General features: G+C 68.4%; 20 protein-coding genes. 12 read left to right on the top strand and 8 right to left on the bottom strand.

Annotated elements, in window-relative coordinates; all coding sequences use genetic code 11:
- Positions 1 to 34: 34 nt before the first annotated feature.
- From pstB to AVL48_RS16300, 6 genes are all read right to left on the bottom strand, one after another.
- A complete protein-coding gene (pstB, locus tag AVL48_RS16325) occupies positions 35 to 811 on the bottom strand; it encodes a phosphate ABC transporter ATP-binding protein PstB (protein WP_037320403.1) in 777 nt (258 codons plus the stop codon).
- A 10-nt stretch (positions 812 to 821) separates the two neighbouring features.
- The gene (gene pstA / locus AVL48_RS16320) at positions 822 to 1739 is read right to left on the bottom strand and encodes a phosphate ABC transporter permease PstA (protein ID WP_061981926.1); all 918 of its coding nucleotides are present in this window, start codon (positions 1737 to 1739) and stop codon (positions 822 to 824) included.
- A gap of 2 nt (positions 1740 to 1741) precedes the next feature.
- Positions 1742 to 2659, bottom strand: coding sequence for a phosphate ABC transporter permease subunit PstC (pstC, locus tag AVL48_RS16315; protein WP_061981925.1), 918 nt, complete (start codon positions 2657 to 2659; stop codon positions 1742 to 1744).
- A 211-nt stretch (positions 2660 to 2870) separates the two neighbouring features.
- Positions 2871 to 3998 carry a phosphate ABC transporter substrate-binding protein PstS gene (pstS, locus tag AVL48_RS16310; RefSeq protein ID WP_061981924.1) on the bottom strand — a complete coding sequence of 376 codons (1128 nt, stop codon included), beginning with the start codon at positions 3996 to 3998 and terminating at the stop codon, positions 2871 to 2873.
- A gap of 229 nt (positions 3999 to 4227) precedes the next feature.
- Complete coding sequence (gene mshD / locus AVL48_RS16305) at positions 4228 to 5103, bottom strand: mycothiol synthase (protein ID WP_061981923.1); 876 nt, start codon at positions 5101 to 5103, stop codon at positions 4228 to 4230.
- Positions 5104 to 5169: 66 nt separating this feature from the next.
- On the bottom strand, positions 5170 to 5922 hold the full coding sequence (locus AVL48_RS16300) for a winged helix-turn-helix transcriptional regulator (RefSeq protein ID WP_061981922.1): 753 nt from the start codon (positions 5920 to 5922) through the stop codon (positions 5170 to 5172).
- 143 nt (positions 5923 to 6065) lie between these two features.
- Here AVL48_RS16300 and AVL48_RS16295 point away from each other — a divergent pair, with 143 nt between their 5' ends.
- The 9 genes from AVL48_RS16295 to AVL48_RS16255 all read left to right on the top strand — a co-directional run bounded on the left by AVL48_RS16295 (position 6066) and on the right by AVL48_RS16255 (position 12017).
- Positions 6066 to 6962, top strand: coding sequence for an LmeA family phospholipid-binding protein (locus tag AVL48_RS16295; RefSeq protein WP_082857655.1), 897 nt, complete (start codon positions 6066 to 6068; stop codon positions 6960 to 6962).
- A 36-nt stretch (positions 6963 to 6998) separates the two neighbouring features.
- Positions 6999 to 7421, top strand: a complete 423-nt coding sequence (locus AVL48_RS16290; protein ID WP_061981921.1) for a TlpA family protein disulfide reductase — start codon at positions 6999 to 7001, stop codon at positions 7419 to 7421.
- Between the two features lie 237 nt (positions 7422 to 7658).
- On the top strand, positions 7659 to 8093 hold the full coding sequence (locus AVL48_RS16285; protein ID WP_061981920.1) for a DUF4395 domain-containing protein: 435 nt from the start codon (positions 7659 to 7661) through the stop codon (positions 8091 to 8093).
- A 21-nt stretch (positions 8094 to 8114) separates the two neighbouring features.
- Positions 8115 to 8951: a sulfurtransferase gene (locus AVL48_RS16280; protein WP_061981919.1), complete on the top strand. Its 837-nt coding sequence runs from the start codon at positions 8115 to 8117 to the stop codon at positions 8949 to 8951.
- A complete protein-coding gene (locus AVL48_RS16275; RefSeq protein ID WP_061981918.1) occupies positions 8951 to 9262 on the top strand; it encodes a DUF1416 domain-containing protein in 312 nt (103 codons plus the stop codon). The genes AVL48_RS16280 and AVL48_RS16275 overlap by 1 nt, the downstream gene beginning before the upstream one ends.
- A 229-nt stretch (positions 9263 to 9491) precedes the next feature.
- Complete coding sequence (locus AVL48_RS16270; protein ID WP_061981917.1) at positions 9492 to 10118, top strand: heme-binding beta-barrel domain-containing protein; 627 nt, start codon at positions 9492 to 9494, stop codon at positions 10116 to 10118.
- 14 nt (positions 10119 to 10132) lie between these two features.
- Entirely contained in the window at positions 10133 to 10744 is a 612-nt protein-coding gene (gene pxpB, locus AVL48_RS16265) for a 5-oxoprolinase subunit PxpB (protein WP_061981916.1), read from the top strand.
- On the top strand, positions 10741 to 11616 hold the full coding sequence (locus AVL48_RS16260; RefSeq protein ID WP_061981915.1) for a 5-oxoprolinase subunit C family protein: 876 nt from the start codon (positions 10741 to 10743) through the stop codon (positions 11614 to 11616). Before pxpB ends, AVL48_RS16260 begins: the two co-directional genes overlap by 4 nt.
- A complete protein-coding gene (locus tag AVL48_RS16255; RefSeq protein ID WP_061981914.1) occupies positions 11604 to 12017 on the top strand; it encodes a hypothetical protein in 414 nt (137 codons plus the stop codon). The genes AVL48_RS16260 and AVL48_RS16255 overlap by 13 nt, the downstream gene beginning before the upstream one ends.
- On the opposite strand, the gene AVL48_RS16250 is transcribed toward AVL48_RS16255, so the two are convergent.
- The gene (locus AVL48_RS16250; protein WP_061981913.1) at positions 12010 to 12864 is read right to left on the bottom strand and encodes an aminodeoxychorismate lyase; all 855 of its coding nucleotides are present in this window, start codon (positions 12862 to 12864) and stop codon (positions 12010 to 12012) included. The genes AVL48_RS16255 and AVL48_RS16250 overlap by 8 nt on opposite strands.
- Before the next feature lie 30 nt (positions 12865 to 12894).
- Here AVL48_RS16250 and ygfZ point away from each other — a divergent pair, with 30 nt between their 5' ends.
- The 3 genes from ygfZ (at position 12895) to AVL48_RS16235 (ending at position 16008) form a co-directional block, all read left to right on the top strand.
- Positions 12895 to 14022 carry a CAF17-like 4Fe-4S cluster assembly/insertion protein YgfZ gene (ygfZ, locus tag AVL48_RS16245; protein ID WP_061981912.1) on the top strand — a complete coding sequence of 376 codons (1128 nt, stop codon included), beginning with the start codon at positions 12895 to 12897 and terminating at the stop codon, positions 14020 to 14022.
- A 478-nt stretch (positions 14023 to 14500) separates the two neighbouring features.
- Complete coding sequence (locus tag AVL48_RS16240; protein WP_061981911.1) at positions 14501 to 15064, top strand: RsiG family protein; 564 nt, start codon at positions 14501 to 14503, stop codon at positions 15062 to 15064.
- Positions 15061 to 16008 (top strand): asparaginase, encoded by a 948-nt coding sequence (locus tag AVL48_RS16235; protein WP_061981910.1) that lies wholly within the window; start codon positions 15061 to 15063, stop codon positions 16006 to 16008. Before AVL48_RS16240 ends, AVL48_RS16235 begins: the two co-directional genes overlap by 4 nt.
- Here AVL48_RS16235 and AVL48_RS16230 read toward each other — a convergent pair.
- Positions 16005 to 16904, bottom strand: a complete 900-nt coding sequence (locus AVL48_RS16230; RefSeq protein ID WP_061981909.1) for a DUF8083 family protein — start codon at positions 16902 to 16904, stop codon at positions 16005 to 16007. The two genes, AVL48_RS16235 and AVL48_RS16230, sit on opposite strands and share 4 nt — an antisense overlap.
- Between the last annotated feature and the right edge of the window lie 92 nt (positions 16905 to 16996).

Raw genomic sequence — 16996 nt, 5'->3', positions numbered from 1 at the left:
AGGGGGCCTTCATGTACTTCCGGCAGGGAACCGGCTATCCGAACCGGCCCGAGATGTAGTCCTCGGTCGCCTTCTCGTCCGGGTTCGAGAAGATCTTCTCGGTGTCGTTCAGCTCCACCAGGCGACCCGGCTGGCCGACGCCCGCCAGGTTGAAGAACGCGGTCTGGTCCGAAACCCGCGCCGCCTGCTGCATGTTGTGCGTCACGATGACGATCGTGTACTCCTTCTTGAGCTCACCGATCAGGTCCTCGATGGCGAGCGTCGAGATCGGGTCGAGCGCGGAGCACGGTTCGTCCATCAGCAGCACGTCGGGCCGCACGGCGATCGCCCGCGCGATGCAGAGCCGCTGCTGCTGACCACCGGAGAGGCCGCCACCCGGCCGGTTCAGCCGGTCCTTGACCTCGTTCCACAGGTTCGCGCCGCGCAGTGCGCGCTCGGCGACCTCGTCGAGTTCTTTCTTGCCCTTGGTGCCGCCGAGGCGGAGACCCGCCACGACGTTGTCCCGGATGGACATCGTCGGGAACGGGTTCGGCCGCTGGAAGACCATGCCGATGGTGCGACGGACCTGCACCGGGTCGACTCCGGCGCCGTAGATGTCCTCGCCGTCGAGCAGCACCTCACCCTCGACGCGGGCGCCGGGGATGACCTCGTGCATACGGTTCAGCGTGCGAAGCACCGTCGACTTGCCGCAACCGGAAGGGCCGATGAAGGCGGTGACGTTCCGCGGCGGCACCGAGAGGGTGACGCCGTCCACGGCGTGGAACTTGCCGTAGTAGATGTCCACGTCCTTGACGTCGATTCGTTTGGCCATCTCAAACAGCTCACTTCTTCTTCGGGGCGACAAGACGGGCAAAGAGCATGGCGAGGAGGTTCACGATCGCGATGATCAGCACCAGGGTGAGCGCGGCACCCCAGATCCGGTCGAACGCGACGGTCCCCTCGTTGAACGGGTTGCTGACCCGTTCGTTGTTCATCAGGAGCGGCAGTGCGGCCTGCTCGCCACCGAAGATGTCCCAGTTCACGTAGGCCGAGTAGCCGACGAGGACCAGCAGTGGCGCGGTCTCGCCCATGACCCGGGCGAGCGCCATCATCACGCCGCCGACGATGCCGGACAGCGCGGTCGGCAGGACGATCTTCATGATCGTCTTCCATTTCGGGACGCCGAGCGCGTACGAGGCTTCGCGCAGGTCGTCCGGAACGATCCGCAGCATCTCCTCGGACGAGCGGACGACCACCGGGATCATCAGCAGCACCAAGGCCAGCGACACCGCGAAACCGCTGCGGGGCAGGCCGAGCGTGGTGATCCACAGCGCGTAGATGAACAGCGCCGCGACGATCGAGGGGACACCGGAAAGGATGTCCACCATGAACGTCGTGGTCTTCGCGAGCTTGCCGCGGCCGTATTCGACCAGGTAGATCGCGACCAGCAGGCCGATCGGCACGGCGATGATCGCGCACACCAGGCCCTGCAGCACCGAACCGATGACGGCGTGCAGCACGCCGCCGCCGACCTCGTCCGACAGCACGGAGCCGAAGTCCTCGGTCCACCAGTTGCTGTACGGAATCCGCTTGACGCCGTTGATGACCACCGTGGCGAGCAGCCACACCAGCGGCACGACGGCGATCAGGAACGACAGCCAGATCAGGACCGTCGCGAGCGCGTTCTTGCTCTTCCTCGCCAGGCTGACCTGCTGGAAGGCCGGGGCGATGGCAGGGGTCTTCTCGAGCGTGGTGGACATGCTCAGTCCCCCTTCTTGGCGAGGATGGATCGCGCGAGGAAGTTGACGGCGAACGTCAGCACGAACAGCACCAGGCCGGCCGCGATGTACGCGCCAGCCGAGATCTCGTTGTTGAGCTCCGCGTAGTCCGCCGCGATCTTCGAGGCGAACGTGGCGCCGCCGTCGAAGAGGCTCCAGGTGAACTCGCGGCCCACGACGCCGGTGAGGATGATCGCGAGGGCGATCGTCTCGCCGAGCGCACGGCCGAGGCCGAGCATCGACGCGCCGATGTAGCCCGCCTTGCCGAACGGCAGCACCGTGGTGCGGATGACCTCCCAGCGCGTGGCGCCCAACGCCAGCGCGCCTTCGATATGCGGGGTCGGGGTCCGCTCGAACACCTCACGGGACAGCGAGGTGATGATCGGCAGGATCATCACGGCGAGCACGATGCCCGCGGTGAAGATCGTGCCGCGCATGTCCGGCGAGACATTGCCCGCCGCGAAGATCGGGATCCACGAGAAAGTGTCGTTGACCCACTGGGAAAAGGGCTCGATCGTCGGTGCGAAGACCATCAGGCCCCACAGGCCGTAGATGATCGAGGGAACCGCGGCGAGCAGGTCGATCACGTAGGCGAAGGGCCGTGCCAGCCGCTTCGGCGCGTATTGGGTGAGGAAGAGGGCGATACCGAGCGAGATCGGCATCGCGATGATCAGCGCCAGCAGGGCGGAATAGACCGTGACCAGCAGCAGGCCCATGATGCCGAACCGCATGTCGCCCGGGTCGGTCTGCCAGACCTGGCTGGTCAGGAAGCTCACGTTGTCCGCCTGCAGCGCCGGGACGGCCCGCACCAGCAGGAACAGCCCGATCAGGCCGATCAGCGCGACGACGAAGACGCCGGCTCCGGTGGTCAGGATCTGGAAGACGCGGTCACCGGGCCGCACCGTCCTTGACTTGGGATTCGCGAGGGGCACCGAGGACTTCTCGGGCGGTGACGCGGCGGATTGCGGCGAAATCGGGTCCTCCGTGAAGGTCTCGCGGACACCAGAACGCCCACCGGGGTCGCCGGTGGGCGTTCTGGCCGAAGATGAATCGCTCATCGACTACTTCTGTCCAGCCTGTCTTTACTCGTCAACCTGAGGGTTGGCAACAGGGTCAGGCGATGGCCTTGACAGCGGTCAGGACCTTGTCCTGCAGGCTCTGCGGGATCGGCACGTAACCCTTGTCCGCGAGCGGCTTCTGGCCGTCCGTGGCGGCGACGGTCAGGAACGCCTTGACGGCCTTGCCCACCTCGGCGTCGGCGTACTTCGAGCAGGCGATCTCATAGGTGGCGAGGATGACCGGGTAGGCGCCGGCGACGTTGCTGGAGTAGATCGAGTCCAGGTCCAGCGCGAGGTCGTTGGTGCCCTCCTTCTTGAACTTCGCCGCGTCGAGGGCCTTGGCGACGTTCGCCGCGGTCAGCTCGACACCACCGGAGCCGCTGTCGATCAGGGCGGACTTGAGGCCGTCCTTCGCGAACGAAGCCTCGACGTAGGTGATCGCGCCGTCGGTGGACTTCACCGCGTTGGCGACACCGTTGGACTTCTCCGCGCCGTTGCCGACACCGCCGTTGAACTTCTTGCCGTCACCCTGGGTCCAGGCGCCCTTGGACGCGACCTTCAGGTACTTCTGGAAGTTGTCGGTGGTGCCCGACTCGTCGGTGCGGGAGATGACCTGGATGGCCTTGTCCGGAAGGTTGACGCTTTCGTTGCCCTTGACCGCCTTGATGGCCGGGTCGTTCCACTTGGTGATGCCGCCGTTGAAGATCTTGGCGGTGACCTCGGGGGTCAGGGTCAGCTTGTCGACGCCTTCGAGCTTGTAGGCGACCGCGACCGGGCCGATCACGAGCGGCAGGTTCCACGCGTCGGCGCCGCAGCGGGCCTTCGCCTTCTCGGCCTCTTCGCCGTCCTTGAGCGGCGAATCGGAACCGGCGAAGTCGACCTGGTTGCCGTTGAACTGCTTGACACCGGCGCCCGAACCGCTCGGGTTGTAGTTCACCTTCTGGCCGGAGCACTTGGCGGCGTAGGCCTGCACGAAGATGTCGATCGCGGTCTTCTGCGCGGACGAACCCTCGGCCGAAAGCGGGCTCTTGCCGCCGCACTGGACGTCGGCCGTGCCGCTGGGGGCGGCCTGGGCGCCGGAGCCCTGAGGCTTGGTCGCCGCCGGGTCGGATCCACAGGCACCGAGCACGAGGGCGGCGCTAGCCACGATGCCGATCGCGCCCGCGGGCCGCATGATCTTCACTGCATTTCCTCCACTGGGAGACTTTCGCCGGATCGGTGGAACGGGAACGTTCCTGCCGGATCCGGACACTAGGCACTCACAGTGGACAGGCGACCGTCAAAGGGTGAACGAAAGGTGAACAAGGCGCCCGATGTGAGCAGCGTGACTACTCCGAAAGAGGCCCGTGTCCCGCGCGTGACCTGCACGTTTGCTCTCCGTGACCGGTCAAGGACCAGACGTGTGAACCCGATTACCGAGCGTATTGGACGTCGACCTCGTACCGGGTGAAGCCGAGCTTCGAATAAACGGCGAGCGCGGGGGCGTTGTCACCCTCGACGTACAAGATCACCTGGCCGAGCCCGCGATCACGGAGATATCGCAATCCGGCGAGCGTGAGCGCCTTGCCGAGGCCGCCGCCCTGCGCGTCCGGATCGATGCCGACGACGTAGACCTCGCCGACGGGCTCGCCGCCGAAGCGCCCCGGAACCGCCTCGTGGACCTTCGTCCAGTGGAAGCCGATGACCGCACCGTTCTCCTCCGCGAGGAAGAAACCTTCCGCGTCGAACCAGGCCTCGGTCTCGGTCGCGCGGACCTCGTCGGCGGTCAGCGCGCCCTGCTCGGGATGCCAGTCGAAGGCGCGCGCGTTGACGCGGACCATCGCTTCCTCGTCCTGGCCGGGGACGAAGGTGCGCAGTGTGACGCCTTCGCGCGTCACGGGTTCCGGCCACTCGGCCGTCTCGACGTCGGCGTGCAGGATCAGCAGTTCCCTGGCCCGCTCGAAGCCTTCGGTCCCGGCGAGATGGACGGCGGCGGGGTGATCGCCGTGCGCCCAGACCCGCAACGGCTTCCCGTCGACCCGCTCGACGAGCGCTTTGACGAGCGCGCGGCCGTGACCGGATCTCCGGTGCTCAGGGTGGACGAACAACTCCGCGACCTGATTACCGTGCGAGTCGCCTTCGGTGTCCAGGTGCGCGTACGCGACCAGCTCGCCGTCGAGACGCCCCAGTAGATGTTGCCCACCGGCGAAACCGGTGTCCTCCGGCTTGCGGTCGGCGTCGCGTACGGCGACCAGGAAGCGGCGGACGTCTTCCGTTCCCGGTTCACCGGTCCACTGCAGATCGAGCATGAAACCGACCCTACCCGGGAACCCTGGCCCCGCCCGGACGTCTTGTCAGGCAGGAGAGGAAGGGAATCAGTGCGACGAAAGCCCGGTCGGTTCGTAGACGCTCGCCTCCGGGGCGATGGCCTGCTGCTTGGCCACCGAACCCTTGGCGGGCCGCTCGAACTTGTAGCCGACGTTGCGCACGGTCCCGATCATCTGCTCGTGCTCCGGACCCAGCTTCGCGCGCAGGCGCCGCACGTGGACGTCCACCGTGCGCGTGCCGCCGAAGAAGTCGTAGCCCCAGACCTCCTGCAGCAGCTGGGCGCGGGTGAACACGCGGCCGGCGTGCTGGGCGAGGTACTTGAGGAGTTCGAACTCCTTGTAGGTGAGTTCGAGAGTGCGCTTGCGGAGTTTCGCGGTGTACGTCGCTTCGTCGATGACCAGCTCGCCGACGCGAAGCTCGGCGTCGACCTGGGCGGCCCCGCCGTCGCGGGTGGTGACCAGCCGGAGCCGGGCGTCGACCTCGGCGGGACCGGCCGTCGGAAGCAGGATGTCGTCGGTGCGCCATTCCGCGCTGACCGCGACCAGACCGCCTTCGCCGACGACGGCGATGATCGGCGTGGAGGCCTCGTCCTCTCCGGCGCCCTTGAGAAGGCGACAGAGGCTCTTCGCGGAGGCGAGATCGCTGCGGGCGTCGAGCACGATGACATCCCGGTGGCCGGCGTCGAGCAGTGCGGTCACCTCGGGCGGACGGACGCGTACGGTGTGGGGCAGCAGATCCAGGGCGGGCAGAACCGTGGTGGCATCTGCTTCCGCAGTCAGTACCAGAAGGTCCAGGCTCATCGCCGCACCGCCTTCACTCGTAGTCGCCTCGAACGTGGCTACAGCCGGTGCTTAGTGAGAATAGCGGGTGAACAGCCGGACACCTACCCCGTGCTGGATCGATCACACCTGCACAAAGGACAATCCGAAGGAGATTCGACGCGATGGTGAGCAGGCCCGTGGCGCAGGACGACCGACCGTCTTCCGGCCGGTCCGCCAAGCGAGGAAAGCGCCGTGGCCGGGGCTGGCTCATCGCCCTCGCGGTGCTGGTGGTCCTGCTGGTGGGGGCCGATTTCGGGGCGGCGGCGTTCGCCGAGCACACGATCTCCCAGAAGGCCCGCGAGCAGCTGAACGTGACCAACGATCCGGCGGTCACGGTGCACGGTTTCCCGTTCCTCACCCAGGCCATCGCCGGTGACTACAGTCACATCACCATCAACGCGCAGGGCGTCCCCGTCCCGCCGAAGTTGAGTGACGTGGACTTCAACGCGGACCTGAGCGACGTCACGGCGCCGCTTTCGGACCTGATCTCCGGCAACACCAAGTCGATCGTCGTCGGCACGCTCAAGGGCGAGGTGACCATCAAGGCCGCGGACATCGCGCGGCAGTCGCCGCTGAACAAGATCGAGAACCTGAGGATCGAGCCGGTCACCGAGGACTACGTCCGCAACGGCGACAGCGGGCAGGGCGACACCAAGCCCACGACGACCACGAACGAGAACGGCGAGCCGGTGGACACCGCCAGCGCCGGGATCCGCGTGTCGGGCAACGTGCAGATCGGCGGGAACAACACGGAGATCTTCTGCTTCGCGATGATCGAACTGGACGGGCAGAAGATCCGTCTCGAGCCGAAGCGGCTGCAGTTCGGGAATGACAAGGAGACCACCGTCGTTCCCCAGTCGGTGCAGGAATTGCTGCTGCCGAACTTCAACGCGACCATCGACACCGGCGCACTGCCGTTCTCGGTGACCCCGACGGCGGTACGCGTGAACAGCGGCTCGGTGACGATCAAGGGCGAGGGCAAGAACGCCGCCTTCAGCGGAGCGAAGCCGCAGGGTTGATTCGAAGCAAGATGGATTTGACGCCGAGGTGACCGAATGACCGGGGTATGGGTGCTGCTGGGCGTGCTCGTGCTCGGTGGCGCCGTCGGCGCGCTGCTGCAAGCGCGCAACGGCCGCATCAGGGCCGCGAAGGCCTCGGACGCGTCCACGCTGCCGGAGCGCGTCTCGGCCGCCCTCGCGACCGAAGGCGTCACCCTGGTCCAGATCTCGACGACGTTCTGCGCCCCGTGCCGCCACACCCGCGCGATCCTGTCGGCTCTCGCGGACAAGACCGACGGGCTGACCCACGTCGATCTCGACGTCACCGAGACCCCCGAAGTCGCCAAGGCGCTTTCGATATTGCGGACTCCGACGACGCTGGCCTTCACGCCGGACGGCAGGGAGGTCTTCCGCGTCGGCGGCGTTCCCCGAGGTCAGGAGCTTCTCGAAGTCCTGAAGCCCCACCTGGCGAGCGTTTGATCCCGAATTTTGGGAAGCGTCCCAAGGTGTGAACACGGTTCCCAACCTGAGGGAGCTCTGCGTACCCTCGTGCCCGTGAACAGGCTGCCCCGAACCTTGCTGACCCAGCGCCGCGCAGTGGATCTGTGCCGCGTTCGCAGCAGCCTGTGTCCGGCTCGGCCCGGTATTCGCTGAATCACGCCTTCATGCCCGCTCTGCCGGGCAGGCACCTCTTCCGTCGCTCGTGCAGGAGGAACCATGTCCGCAGGACCGGCCGTCGACCCACGGGGTCCGCGTTTCGCCGCCATCCTGACGACGATCGTGCTCGCGGTCGTGCTCCTCACCCAGTGGTGGCCACTGCTCGCGGCGCAGGCGGTGGTGTTCGCGATCGGCGCCTTCATCGGACTGAAGCCGGCGCCGTACTCCCTGATCTACCGCTATCTGGTCGCGCCACGCCTCGGCCCGACGACCGAACGTGAAGACGCCGCCCCGCTGCGGTTCGCCCAGGCGGTCGGCTTCGTGTTCGCGGTCGTCGGCACCGTCGGCTTCGCCACCGGCCTGACCGCGCTCGGGTTCGTCGCGACGGCGTTCGCGCTGCTGGCGGCCTTCCTCAACGCGGCGTTCAACTTCTGTCTCGGTTGCGAGATGTACCTGCTCATCAAGCGTTTCAGTCCCAGCCCCCGCGCGTCCTAACCCAGAAAGAGAGTCAGCTCCATGAGCCGTGAAGACGTCCTGGTCACCACCCAGTGGGCCGAGGAGAACCTGGACACCCCCGGTGTCGTGTTCATCGAGGTCGACGAGGACACGACCGCGTACGACAACGGACACATCCGCGGTGCGGTGAAGTTCGACTGGCGCAAGGACCTGCAGGACGGGGTCCGCCGCGACTTCGTCAACAAGGAGGGCTTCGAGAAGCTGCTGTCCGAGAAGGGCATCTCGAACGACGACCGCGTCGTCCTCTACGGCGGCAACAACAACTGGTTCGCCGCGTACGCCTACTGGTACTTCAAGCTCTACGGCCACGAGAACGTGCAGCTGCTCGACGGCGGCCGCAAGAAGTGGGAGCTCGACGGCCGCGAGCTGAGCTCGGAAGAGGTCAAGCGCGAGCCGACCGAGTACCAGGCCAAGGAGCAGGACCTTTCGATCCGGGCGTTCCGCGACGAGGTCGTCTCCGAGATCGGCAAGAGCAACTTCGTCGACGTGCGTTCGCCCGACGAGTTCTCCGGCAAGCTGCTCGCCCCGGCGCACCTGCCGCAGGAGCAGTCCCAGGTCCCCGGCCACATCCCGGGCGCGCTGAACGTCCCGTGGGCGAAGGTCGCCAACGAGGACGGCACTTTCAAGACCGAGGAAGAGATCAAGGAGCTGTACTCCGACGAGGGCCTCGACGAGTCGAGGTCCACGATCGCGTACTGCCGGATCGGTGAGCGCTCGTCCATCGCGTGGTTCGCGCTGCACGAGCTCCTCGGCTACGGCCAGGTGAAGAACTACGACGGTTCGTGGACGGAATACGGCTCGCTCGTCGGCGTGCCGGTCGAGTTGGGAGCGAAGTGATGGCGGCAGACGACAGCTGCGGCGCGCCGGTCCAGGAGGCCACGCCCGCCGATTACGACACCCGCGGCCAGGTCGTGCTGGCAGGCAAGGTGACCGGCGCGGAAGGGCCCGTGGGCGGCGCCTTCGTCCGGTTGCTCGACGGCGGCGGTGACTTCACCGGCGAGGTGGTCTCCTCGGCCGACGGTGACTTCCGCTTCTACGCGGCTCCCGGCGACTGGACGGTGCGCGCGCTGCACCGCTCCGGCAACGGCGAAGCCTCGGTGACGGCTCAAGGACCCGGCGTCCACCAACTCGCCATTTCGGTCGCCTGACGACACAAGTACACGAAGGCCCCCTTCCTTGCGCTAGACGCAAGGAAGGGGGCCTTCATGTACTTGTGGGCACTGCCACGCGACCTCGGCAGGCCTGTCCGGGCAGGTAGCGACTAAAGTGCGTGGCGTGGAGATCCTGTTTACGACCCTGCTGGTACTCGCCGGCGTCGCGATCACGTGGTTCGCCGTGTACGTCGTCTACCGGCTGTACGCCGACCAACGCTGACCCATGACGGCTAGTGGCGACGAGGCCATCCAGGCCGCGGAGAAGCGCGCGGAAAACACGCGCGAACGCAACCTCCCCCAGTTCGACGACATGCCCGTTCCGGGTGACACGGCGAACCTGCGCGAGGGCCCGAACCTCAATGACGCCTGCCTGGCGCTTTTGCCGCTCGTCGGCGTTTGGCGCGGTGAAGGCGAGGTCGACTACCCGACCATCGACGGCCCGTACCGGTTCGGCATGCAGCTGACCATCGCGCACGACGGCCGTCCCTTCCTCACGCACGAGGCCCGCGCCTGGCTGCTCGACGACGACGGCAACGTCATCCGTCCCGCCGCGCGGGAGTCCGGTTTCTGGCGCCCGCAGGCCGACGACACGATCGAGCTGCTGCTGACCCACAACACCGGCATCGTGGAACTCTTCTACGGCAAACCGCGCGGCAAGGCCTCGGTTCCGGCTTGGGAGCTGGGCACCGACGCCGTCGTCCGCACGTCGACGGCCAAGGACGTCACGGCGTCGCAACGGCTCTACGGCATCGTCAACAACGGCGACCTCGGTTATGTCGAGGAGCGCGCCATGATGGGCCAGGATCTGCAGCCGCACACGTCGGCGCTGCTGCGTCGCGTGGTGGGCTGAGCGGGACGCGTCCCGTGCGGTGGCGGGCCTACGGTGAGCACGCCGCCCTGCTCGACTGCGATTCCCTGACCCGGACGATCGCGGCGCACGCCACGATCGCGGCCGCGCGCCCGGACGGCGTCGCCGAACTCGTTCCCGGCGCCCGCAGCCTGCTCGTGGTGGAGGCTCCGGGCTCGGGCGCCCTCGCGGCCGTCCGTGAACTCCTGTCGGGCGCCGATCTCGACCATCCGCCCGAAGGCGAATCCCGCGAGATCACCCTGGACGTCACCTACGACGGCGAAGACCTCGAACTCGTCGCACAGGACGCCGGAGTGTCCACTGAGGACGTTGTGCGGCTGCACACCGCCGCCGTCTACACCGTGGCCTTCACCGGCTTCGCCCCCGGTTTCGGTTATCTGACAGGACTTCCCGAACCACTCCGGCAGCCGAGGCTGTCGACTCCGCGCACCAGGGTGCCGCCGGGTTCGGTCGGGATCGCGGGCGAGTTCACCGGGGTGTACCCGCGCGTCTCGCCCGGGGGCTGGCGGCTGATCGGCCACACCCGGGCCGTCCTTTTCGACCCGTGCGCCGACCCGCCCGCGTTGCTGGCGCCCGGCGACCGGGTGCGCTTCCGGAGCACCGGATGAGGGCACTCGAAGTGCTCGAGACCGGTCCGCTCGCGCTGGTGCAGGACCTCGGCAGGCCCGGATACGCGCATCTCGGCGTCCCGCCGTCCGGCGCGCTGGACGTCCCGGCGCTGAAGCTGGCCAACCGGCTCGTCGGCAACGACGAAGCCGCCGCGGGCGTCGAGAGTCTCTTGGGCGGATTGCGGCTGCGCGCGAAGACGTCCTGCACGATCGCCGTGACCGGGCCGCCCGTCGCCGTCAGCGTGGACGGCCGCGCCGTCGGCTCCCACGCGCCGGTGTGGCTGGCTCCCGGCCAGGTCGCGGCCATCGGCGCGCCCGTCACCGGATTACGGTGCTATCTGGCGGTTTCCGGCGGGATCGCGGTCGAGCCCGAACTCGGCAGCCGGTCACGCGACGTGCTCTCGGAGATCGGGCCCGCCCCACTACGCGTGGGCGACGAACTCCCGCTCGGCCCGCCCTCCGGGGTGCCGAGCGGTGCCGACGTCGTGCTGCCCGCGGTGGCGTCGTCGGAACTGGTCGTGCCTGTCGAGCCCGGGCCGCGGGCTCACTGGTTCGCGGGGCCGGCGGCCGGGCTCGCGCAAACCTGGACGGTGACGGCGGAGTCCAACCGCGTCGGCCTTCGGCTCGACGGGACCGCCTTGGTGCGCGAGGACGGCTACGCCGAGCGGGAACTGCCGAGTGAAGGCCTGCTGACCGGCGCGATCCAGGTACCGCCGAACGGACTGCCGGTCGTGTTCTTGGCGGATCATCCAACTACCGGTGGTTATCCGGTGGTGGCCGTGGTGAGACGGGCGTCACTCCCGGCACTCGCGCAGGCCCGTCCCGGAACCCTTCTCCGCTTTCACTCGTCCACGAGGGTGTGGAACAGGTAAAGGTCGACGGTGGCACGGGTGTCATCGACACGAACAGCGTCCCAACCCAACCGGAACTCCCGCAGTCGCTGCGGATCGCGCTGGCCACCGGCCAGATGCGACGCCCGCTCGGCGACACGCTTCGCCCGCTTCTCGATCTCTTCGCCGACGGCGAGTACCAGGTCACCGGACCCGAGCGACTGGTCGAGGACCGGTACCTGACCCCGAGTGCCGACTGGCCGCCCGCCGACGTCTCGCGGGTCGGCTACTACCGGACGGCGATCAAGAGCGGGCACCGTCCGGTGGCCGTGGTGCTGGAAACCGCGGACGCGGCGGTGATCCTCGACGGGCACCACAAGATCGCGGCCTACCGCGAGGAAGCGATCCTGCCGCATCTGCTGATCATCAGCCCGCTCAGCTGATCGCGTATTCGCTCTCGTAGGCGGCGGCCAGTTCGGCGTGGACCGCGCTGGAGTCGCTCAGCGCGACGCCGTCGAGCGTGTGCACCCTGGTCAGCTTGCGGACCGACGAGGCGAGGAAGAGGCCTTCGCCCTCGGTGAGGTCCGAGACACCGAGCGGCTCGACCTTGATCGACCAGCCCGCCCGCTCGGCACCGCGGAACAACGCCGCCTGCGTCGTCCCCGGCAAGATGCCGATGGTCGCCGGCGGCGTGTAGAGCGTCCTGTCCTTCGCGAGGACGACCGTCGAAGTCGGCCCTTCGAAGACCGAACCGTCGGCGGCGGTGAAAATCACATCGCTCGCGCCGCGGCGGCCTGCCTCGCGCAGCGCGGCCATGTTGATGCCGTAGGAAATGGACTTCGCGCCCAGCAACAGCCACGGCGCGCGCTCGGCGAGGCCGGGGTCGATACCGCGTTCGAGGGTGATCGCCGCGACGCCTTCGACACGGGCGCGCAGTACCTTCTCGTCGATCTCCACGCCGAGCGCGAACCCGAACGGCTTCTCGTCGGGGTCGCCGTCGATCCCCCTGGTGTAGACCAGTTTCAGCGCGATCTCGGCGCTGCCGGTCCAGTTGTCGATGACGGTCCGCGCGGCCCGCTCCCAAGCGGCGAGGTCGGGCGCCGGGAGGTCGAGCATGGCGGCGGAACGGGCCAGCCGATCGAGATGCGGGCGCAGCTCACGAGGCCGCCCGTCGACTACGAGGATGGTCTCGAACACGCCGTCCCCGCGAAGCAGTCCGAGATCGTCCACCCGCAGGTGAGCGGCTTCGGGGTCGGCCAGGGTCCCGTCGAGAAAGGCAAGCACGCGCATACCGACACGGTACTCACTAACATGGGTTTTATGCCCTACCGCTCCCCCCTGCTCGACCTTCCCGGACCGATCGCGGCACCCGACGGGCATCCTGAAGAGGGTGTCCCGTGGCATTGGGGAGACCCGTTCGCCGAGCAACGGACGGCGGCGCGCGGCGCGGTCGTGATCGACCGTTCGCACCGCGAGATCCTGGCCGTGACCGGGGAAGAACGGTTGTCCTGGCTGCATTTGGTGATCTCGCAGCACGTCACCGGGCTCGCGGAAGGCACCGGCACCGAGGCGCTCGTCCTGGACAGCCAGGGCCGCGTCGACACCCACATGGTCGTCGCGCACGCGGACGGCACGGTGTGGCTGGACAGCGACCGGGGCGCGGTGGCGTCGAGCGCGCTGCCGTCCGGTGGCAAGCAGCCGCTGCGCGAGTACCTCGAAGCGATGAAGTTCTGGTCCAAAGTGGACATCCGCGATGTCTCCGGTGAACTGGCACTGCTGACCGTCCTCGGTCCCGACGCGGACCGCGTCCTGTCCGCCGTGGACGTCTCGCTGGGCTCGGACGCGTACTCCGTGATTCCGATTCCCGGCGGTTTCGCACGGCGGATGCCGTGGCCCGGGCGGAACAGCGTCGACCTCGCCGTGCCTCGCGCGGACCTGGCGGCCTGGTGGCGCCGGCTGACCGACGCGGGCGCGCGACCGGCGGGCAGCTGGGCGTTCGACGCGCTGCGGGTCGAGTCGCTGCGGCCGCGGCTGGGCATCGACACCGACGACCGCACGATCCCGCACGAGGTGAACTGGGTCGACTCCGCCGCGCACGTGGCGAAGGGCTGCTACCGCGGGCAAGAGACCGTCGCGAAGGTCCACAACGTCGGGCGGCCGCCGCGGTACATGGCGCTGCTGCATCTGGACGGTTCGCCGGAGATCACCCCGGAGACCGGCGATCCGGTGGTCGTCGGCGAGCGGACGGTCGGCCGCGTCGGCAGCGTGGTGCAGCACCACGAACTGGGTCCGATCGCGCTCGCACTGGTCAAACGCTCGACACGCCCGGGCGCCGAACTGCTGGTGGGCGCCGAGGACCGCGTCGTGCAGGCGGCCATCGACCCGGACTCCGTTCCCGGTGAGGCTCCCGCACCTGGGCGGGAAGCCGCCCAGCGGCTGCGGAGCTGAAGCTTTCGCTGCTTTGCCGACTCGTGCCGTGAAGGCCTCCTTCCCTACCTTGAGCGTAGGGAAGGAGGCCTTCGCTTCGTTGTGACCTCGCGGCGCGTCCATGAAGGAATTGGGACGTTGAGTGTCCCGATTCCTTCATGGACAACCCCCACGTCGACAACCTTCATTGACACCCCGCCCTCGCCGGACTCCACCCTGGCGGCGTGTCCGTGAAGGACTGCCTCACGTACTCGCCCACCGTCCCTTCCACAAGTTATCCACAACTCCGTCCACCTGTGGACAACCTCGCCGACCAGCCCTTTTCCACCCCCACCCCCGGTAGACTGGACCAGGGGCCGCCCCCGGGACGGGTGGGGGGCGCGCTCTGGAAGGAACCGAAAGAGCGGCGGCGCGCCGGGGAGGTCTCCGGGAGGACGAAAGATCCTTGTGGTATCGCGCCGTGCGGAACATTTCCGCCGGAGCGCGATAAGCTACGCGGGTGATCGAAGTCCGGCCCGGTGGTCGCCGTCGTATCGACCGCGTGCTCGGCCCTGGGTATCTCAGCGACCTCGGCGAGCTGCCCCTTTCCGTGCTGCGCGAGCGCCGTGACGAGGCCGCGCAGGAGGAGACCGACCTGTCGTACCTGCGGCGGCTGTTGCACGCGCGGATCGACATCGTGCGGGCCGAGCAGGAGCGCCGGAGTTCGGGCGGGGAGCGCAGCGTCGTCGAGCGGCTGGCCGCGATCCTGGCGGACAACGCGATCGGGCCGGCGACGGGTTCGGGCAGGCATCAGCGGCTGGAGCCGTCGCGGGCGGGTGAGCACCGGCGGTTCGCCGAGGCGCTCATCGGCGACACGGATCTTTCCGACGTGAGCACCCTGTCGGACGAGCAGCTGATCAGCGCCCTCAACCGGTACGCCGACGAAGAGGTTTCCGTCTCCTCGTACCGCCGCGAGGTGCAGGGCGTGATGGACACGATCAACGCCGAGATCGCCACCCGCTACCGCAAGGGCACGGCTTCCGTCGACGATCTGCTCGACACCGAACGCGGCGGACCCGAGTGACGAACCCCGTCCTGGTCGAGGTCGTCCGGTCCGGTTTCGTGGAGAGCGTCCACCGCGGCGCGCTGGTGATCACGGCCCCGGACGGCTCGGTGCGGTTCTTCGCGGGCGACGTCGAGCGGCCGGTCTACCCACGCTCGTCCAACAAGCCTCTCCAAGCGGTCGGGATGCTGCGCGCCGGCCTCACCATCGGCGACAAGGAACTCGCCCTGGGCTGCGGATCGCACAACGGCGAACCCGGCCACGTCGAGGGCGCTTTGTCGATGCTCGCCCGCACGGGGCTGACCGAGGACGCGCTGGCGTGCCCGCCCGCCTTCCCGCTGCACGAGCCGAGCATGCTCGCCGTGGCCGCCGCCGGGAAACGCCGGGCCGCCATGAACTGCTCCGGCAAACACGCCGCGATGCTCAGCACCTGCGCCCAGCTCGGCTGGTCCACCACGGATTACGTGGCCGCGAATCATCCGCTGCAAGAACTCATCCGGGCCACCATCGCCGACCTCACCTGTGAACCGATCGAAACGGTCGGCGTCGACGGCTGCGGCGCCCCACTGTTCGCGTTCTCCCTCACCGGCCTCGCCCGCTCGTTCGGCAGGCTGGTCACCGCCATCGGCGGGCCGGAACGCCGGGTCGCGGACGCCGTCCGCGCGTATCCGTGGCAGGTCGCGGGCACCGGCCGCGAGGACACCGTGCTGATGCGGAACGTCGACGGCCTCCTCTCGAAGGGCGGCGCCGAGGGAGTGCACTCGTTCGCGCTCCCTGACGGCACCGCGCTGGCGCTCAAGATCGACGACGGCGCCGCGCGGGCCCGGCTGCCGCTACTGCTCGCGACTCTGCGTCACCTCGGCATCGATCCGGGTGACGAAGCCGAGGCCCTCGCGCACAACGTCGTCCTCGGTGGCGGGAAACCGGTCGGCGAACTGCGCGTCACCGCCGGTCTCTTCGGCTAGTTCGCGCGTTCTCGCGCGGCCAGGTCGCCCCAGAAGTCCCGCAGGTCGGCGAACAGCTCCGCCAACTCGTCGACATTGCCGGTGCGAAGCGCGTCGAGGATGTCGTGCACCTCTTCGGCGGTCGTGTCGGCCTGCAGGATCGAGTCGGCGAAGAGTTGGACGAGACCGCCGTAGTCGAGTTCGACCGCGGAGCCGGGGTGGAAGCTGTCGAGCCAGCGTCGCGTTTCGAGAAGCACCCTGCCGGGCCCGGAGTCACCGAAGGTCGCTTCGAGCAGGTCGCCGACCTCGCGGGCGCGATGCCGCGCGTCGGCGATCGAGACCCGCCACGACACCTCGCGTTCGGGGTCGTGGCGGCCCTTGCCCAGTTTGACCCGGCGCATGCCGGGATCGAACAGGACGAACCACGGGAGCGGAACGGTCCACGTCGTCGAGAGCGTGTGCGAGGCACCGGCGGTCAGATCATTGATGGCCGACTTCGCCCGCGAACGGATCATGTCGAGCGAAGCGCCGCCCGCGTCGAGCACCGAGTTCCTCAACGCCGGATGGGCGTCACCGAGAAAGGTCACCAGTGCCGCGGCCGAGCGGGCGCGGATCTCCATCGGGCAGACCAGTGGCCCCGGCCCCGCGTCGCCGTGCTCACCCTCCGGCACGTCTTCCGGGTCCAGGACGAGGACGTCGGTGATCAGACTGGGCGACGGCCTGCCGTCCGCGAGCTCGGCGGGCAGCAACCGGCCGACATGCTGTGACTTGAGCCACAATGCCTGTTCGCGCAGCCCGGCGGCCGAACGATCGAGCCGGGCCGCTTCCACGGCCTCCAGCAGGCGTTCGTCCGGTGGATCACCCAGCGCGAGCAGGGGCTCATAGACGCGGAGATAAGCCGCGAACGGACGGGGCACACGAGCATCGTGACACGCCGACCTGCGACTATCGCCACCGACCGGCCGGTAACCGGCGTTCGGGGAACACTGTCGCCACCGGCACACCGTGC

The sequence above is a fragment of the Amycolatopsis regifaucium genome, from assembly GCF_001613935.1.
Classification (GTDB): Bacteria; Actinomycetota; Actinomycetes; order Mycobacteriales; family Pseudonocardiaceae; genus Amycolatopsis; species Amycolatopsis regifaucium.
Note: the sequence above shows the minus strand (reverse complement) of the source record. Positions and strands in the feature narration are given on the sequence as shown.

What these genes read in the sequence shown, in the direction of transcription:
- AVL48_RS16250 (WP_061981913.1), bottom strand. Translation starts at nt 12,864, where the DNA reads ATGCGCGTGCTTGCCTTTCTCGACGGGACCCTGGCCGACCCCGAAGCC.
- mshD (WP_061981923.1), bottom strand. Translation starts at nt 5,103, where the DNA reads ATGCTCGATCTGCAGTGGACCGGTGAACCGGGAACGGAAGACGTCCGC.
- ygfZ (WP_061981912.1), top strand. Translation starts at nt 12,895, where the DNA reads ATGCCCTACCGCTCCCCCCTGCTCGACCTTCCCGGACCGATCGCGGCA.
- AVL48_RS16270 (WP_061981917.1), top strand. Translation starts at nt 9,492, where the DNA reads ATGACGGCTAGTGGCGACGAGGCCATCCAGGCCGCGGAGAAGCGCGCG.
- AVL48_RS16300 (WP_061981922.1), bottom strand. Translation starts at nt 5,922, where the DNA reads ATGAGCCTGGACCTTCTGGTACTGACTGCGGAAGCAGATGCCACCACG.
- AVL48_RS16285 (WP_061981920.1), top strand. Translation starts at nt 7,659, where the DNA reads ATGTCCGCAGGACCGGCCGTCGACCCACGGGGTCCGCGTTTCGCCGCC.
- pstB (WP_037320403.1), bottom strand. Translation starts at nt 811, where the DNA reads ATGGCCAAACGAATCGACGTCAAGGACGTGGACATCTACTACGGCAAG.
- AVL48_RS16260 (WP_061981915.1), top strand. Translation starts at nt 10,741, where the DNA reads ATGAGGGCACTCGAAGTGCTCGAGACCGGTCCGCTCGCGCTGGTGCAG.
- AVL48_RS16280 (WP_061981919.1), top strand. Translation starts at nt 8,115, where the DNA reads ATGAGCCGTGAAGACGTCCTGGTCACCACCCAGTGGGCCGAGGAGAAC.
- AVL48_RS16290 (WP_061981921.1), top strand. Translation starts at nt 6,999, where the DNA reads ATGACCGGGGTATGGGTGCTGCTGGGCGTGCTCGTGCTCGGTGGCGCC.
- pstA (WP_061981926.1), bottom strand. Translation starts at nt 1,739, where the DNA reads ATGTCCACCACGCTCGAGAAGACCCCTGCCATCGCCCCGGCCTTCCAG.
- AVL48_RS16295 (WP_082857655.1), top strand. Translation starts at nt 6,066, where the DNA reads ATGGTGAGCAGGCCCGTGGCGCAGGACGACCGACCGTCTTCCGGCCGG.
- AVL48_RS16275 (WP_061981918.1), top strand. Translation starts at nt 8,951, where the DNA reads ATGGCGGCAGACGACAGCTGCGGCGCGCCGGTCCAGGAGGCCACGCCC.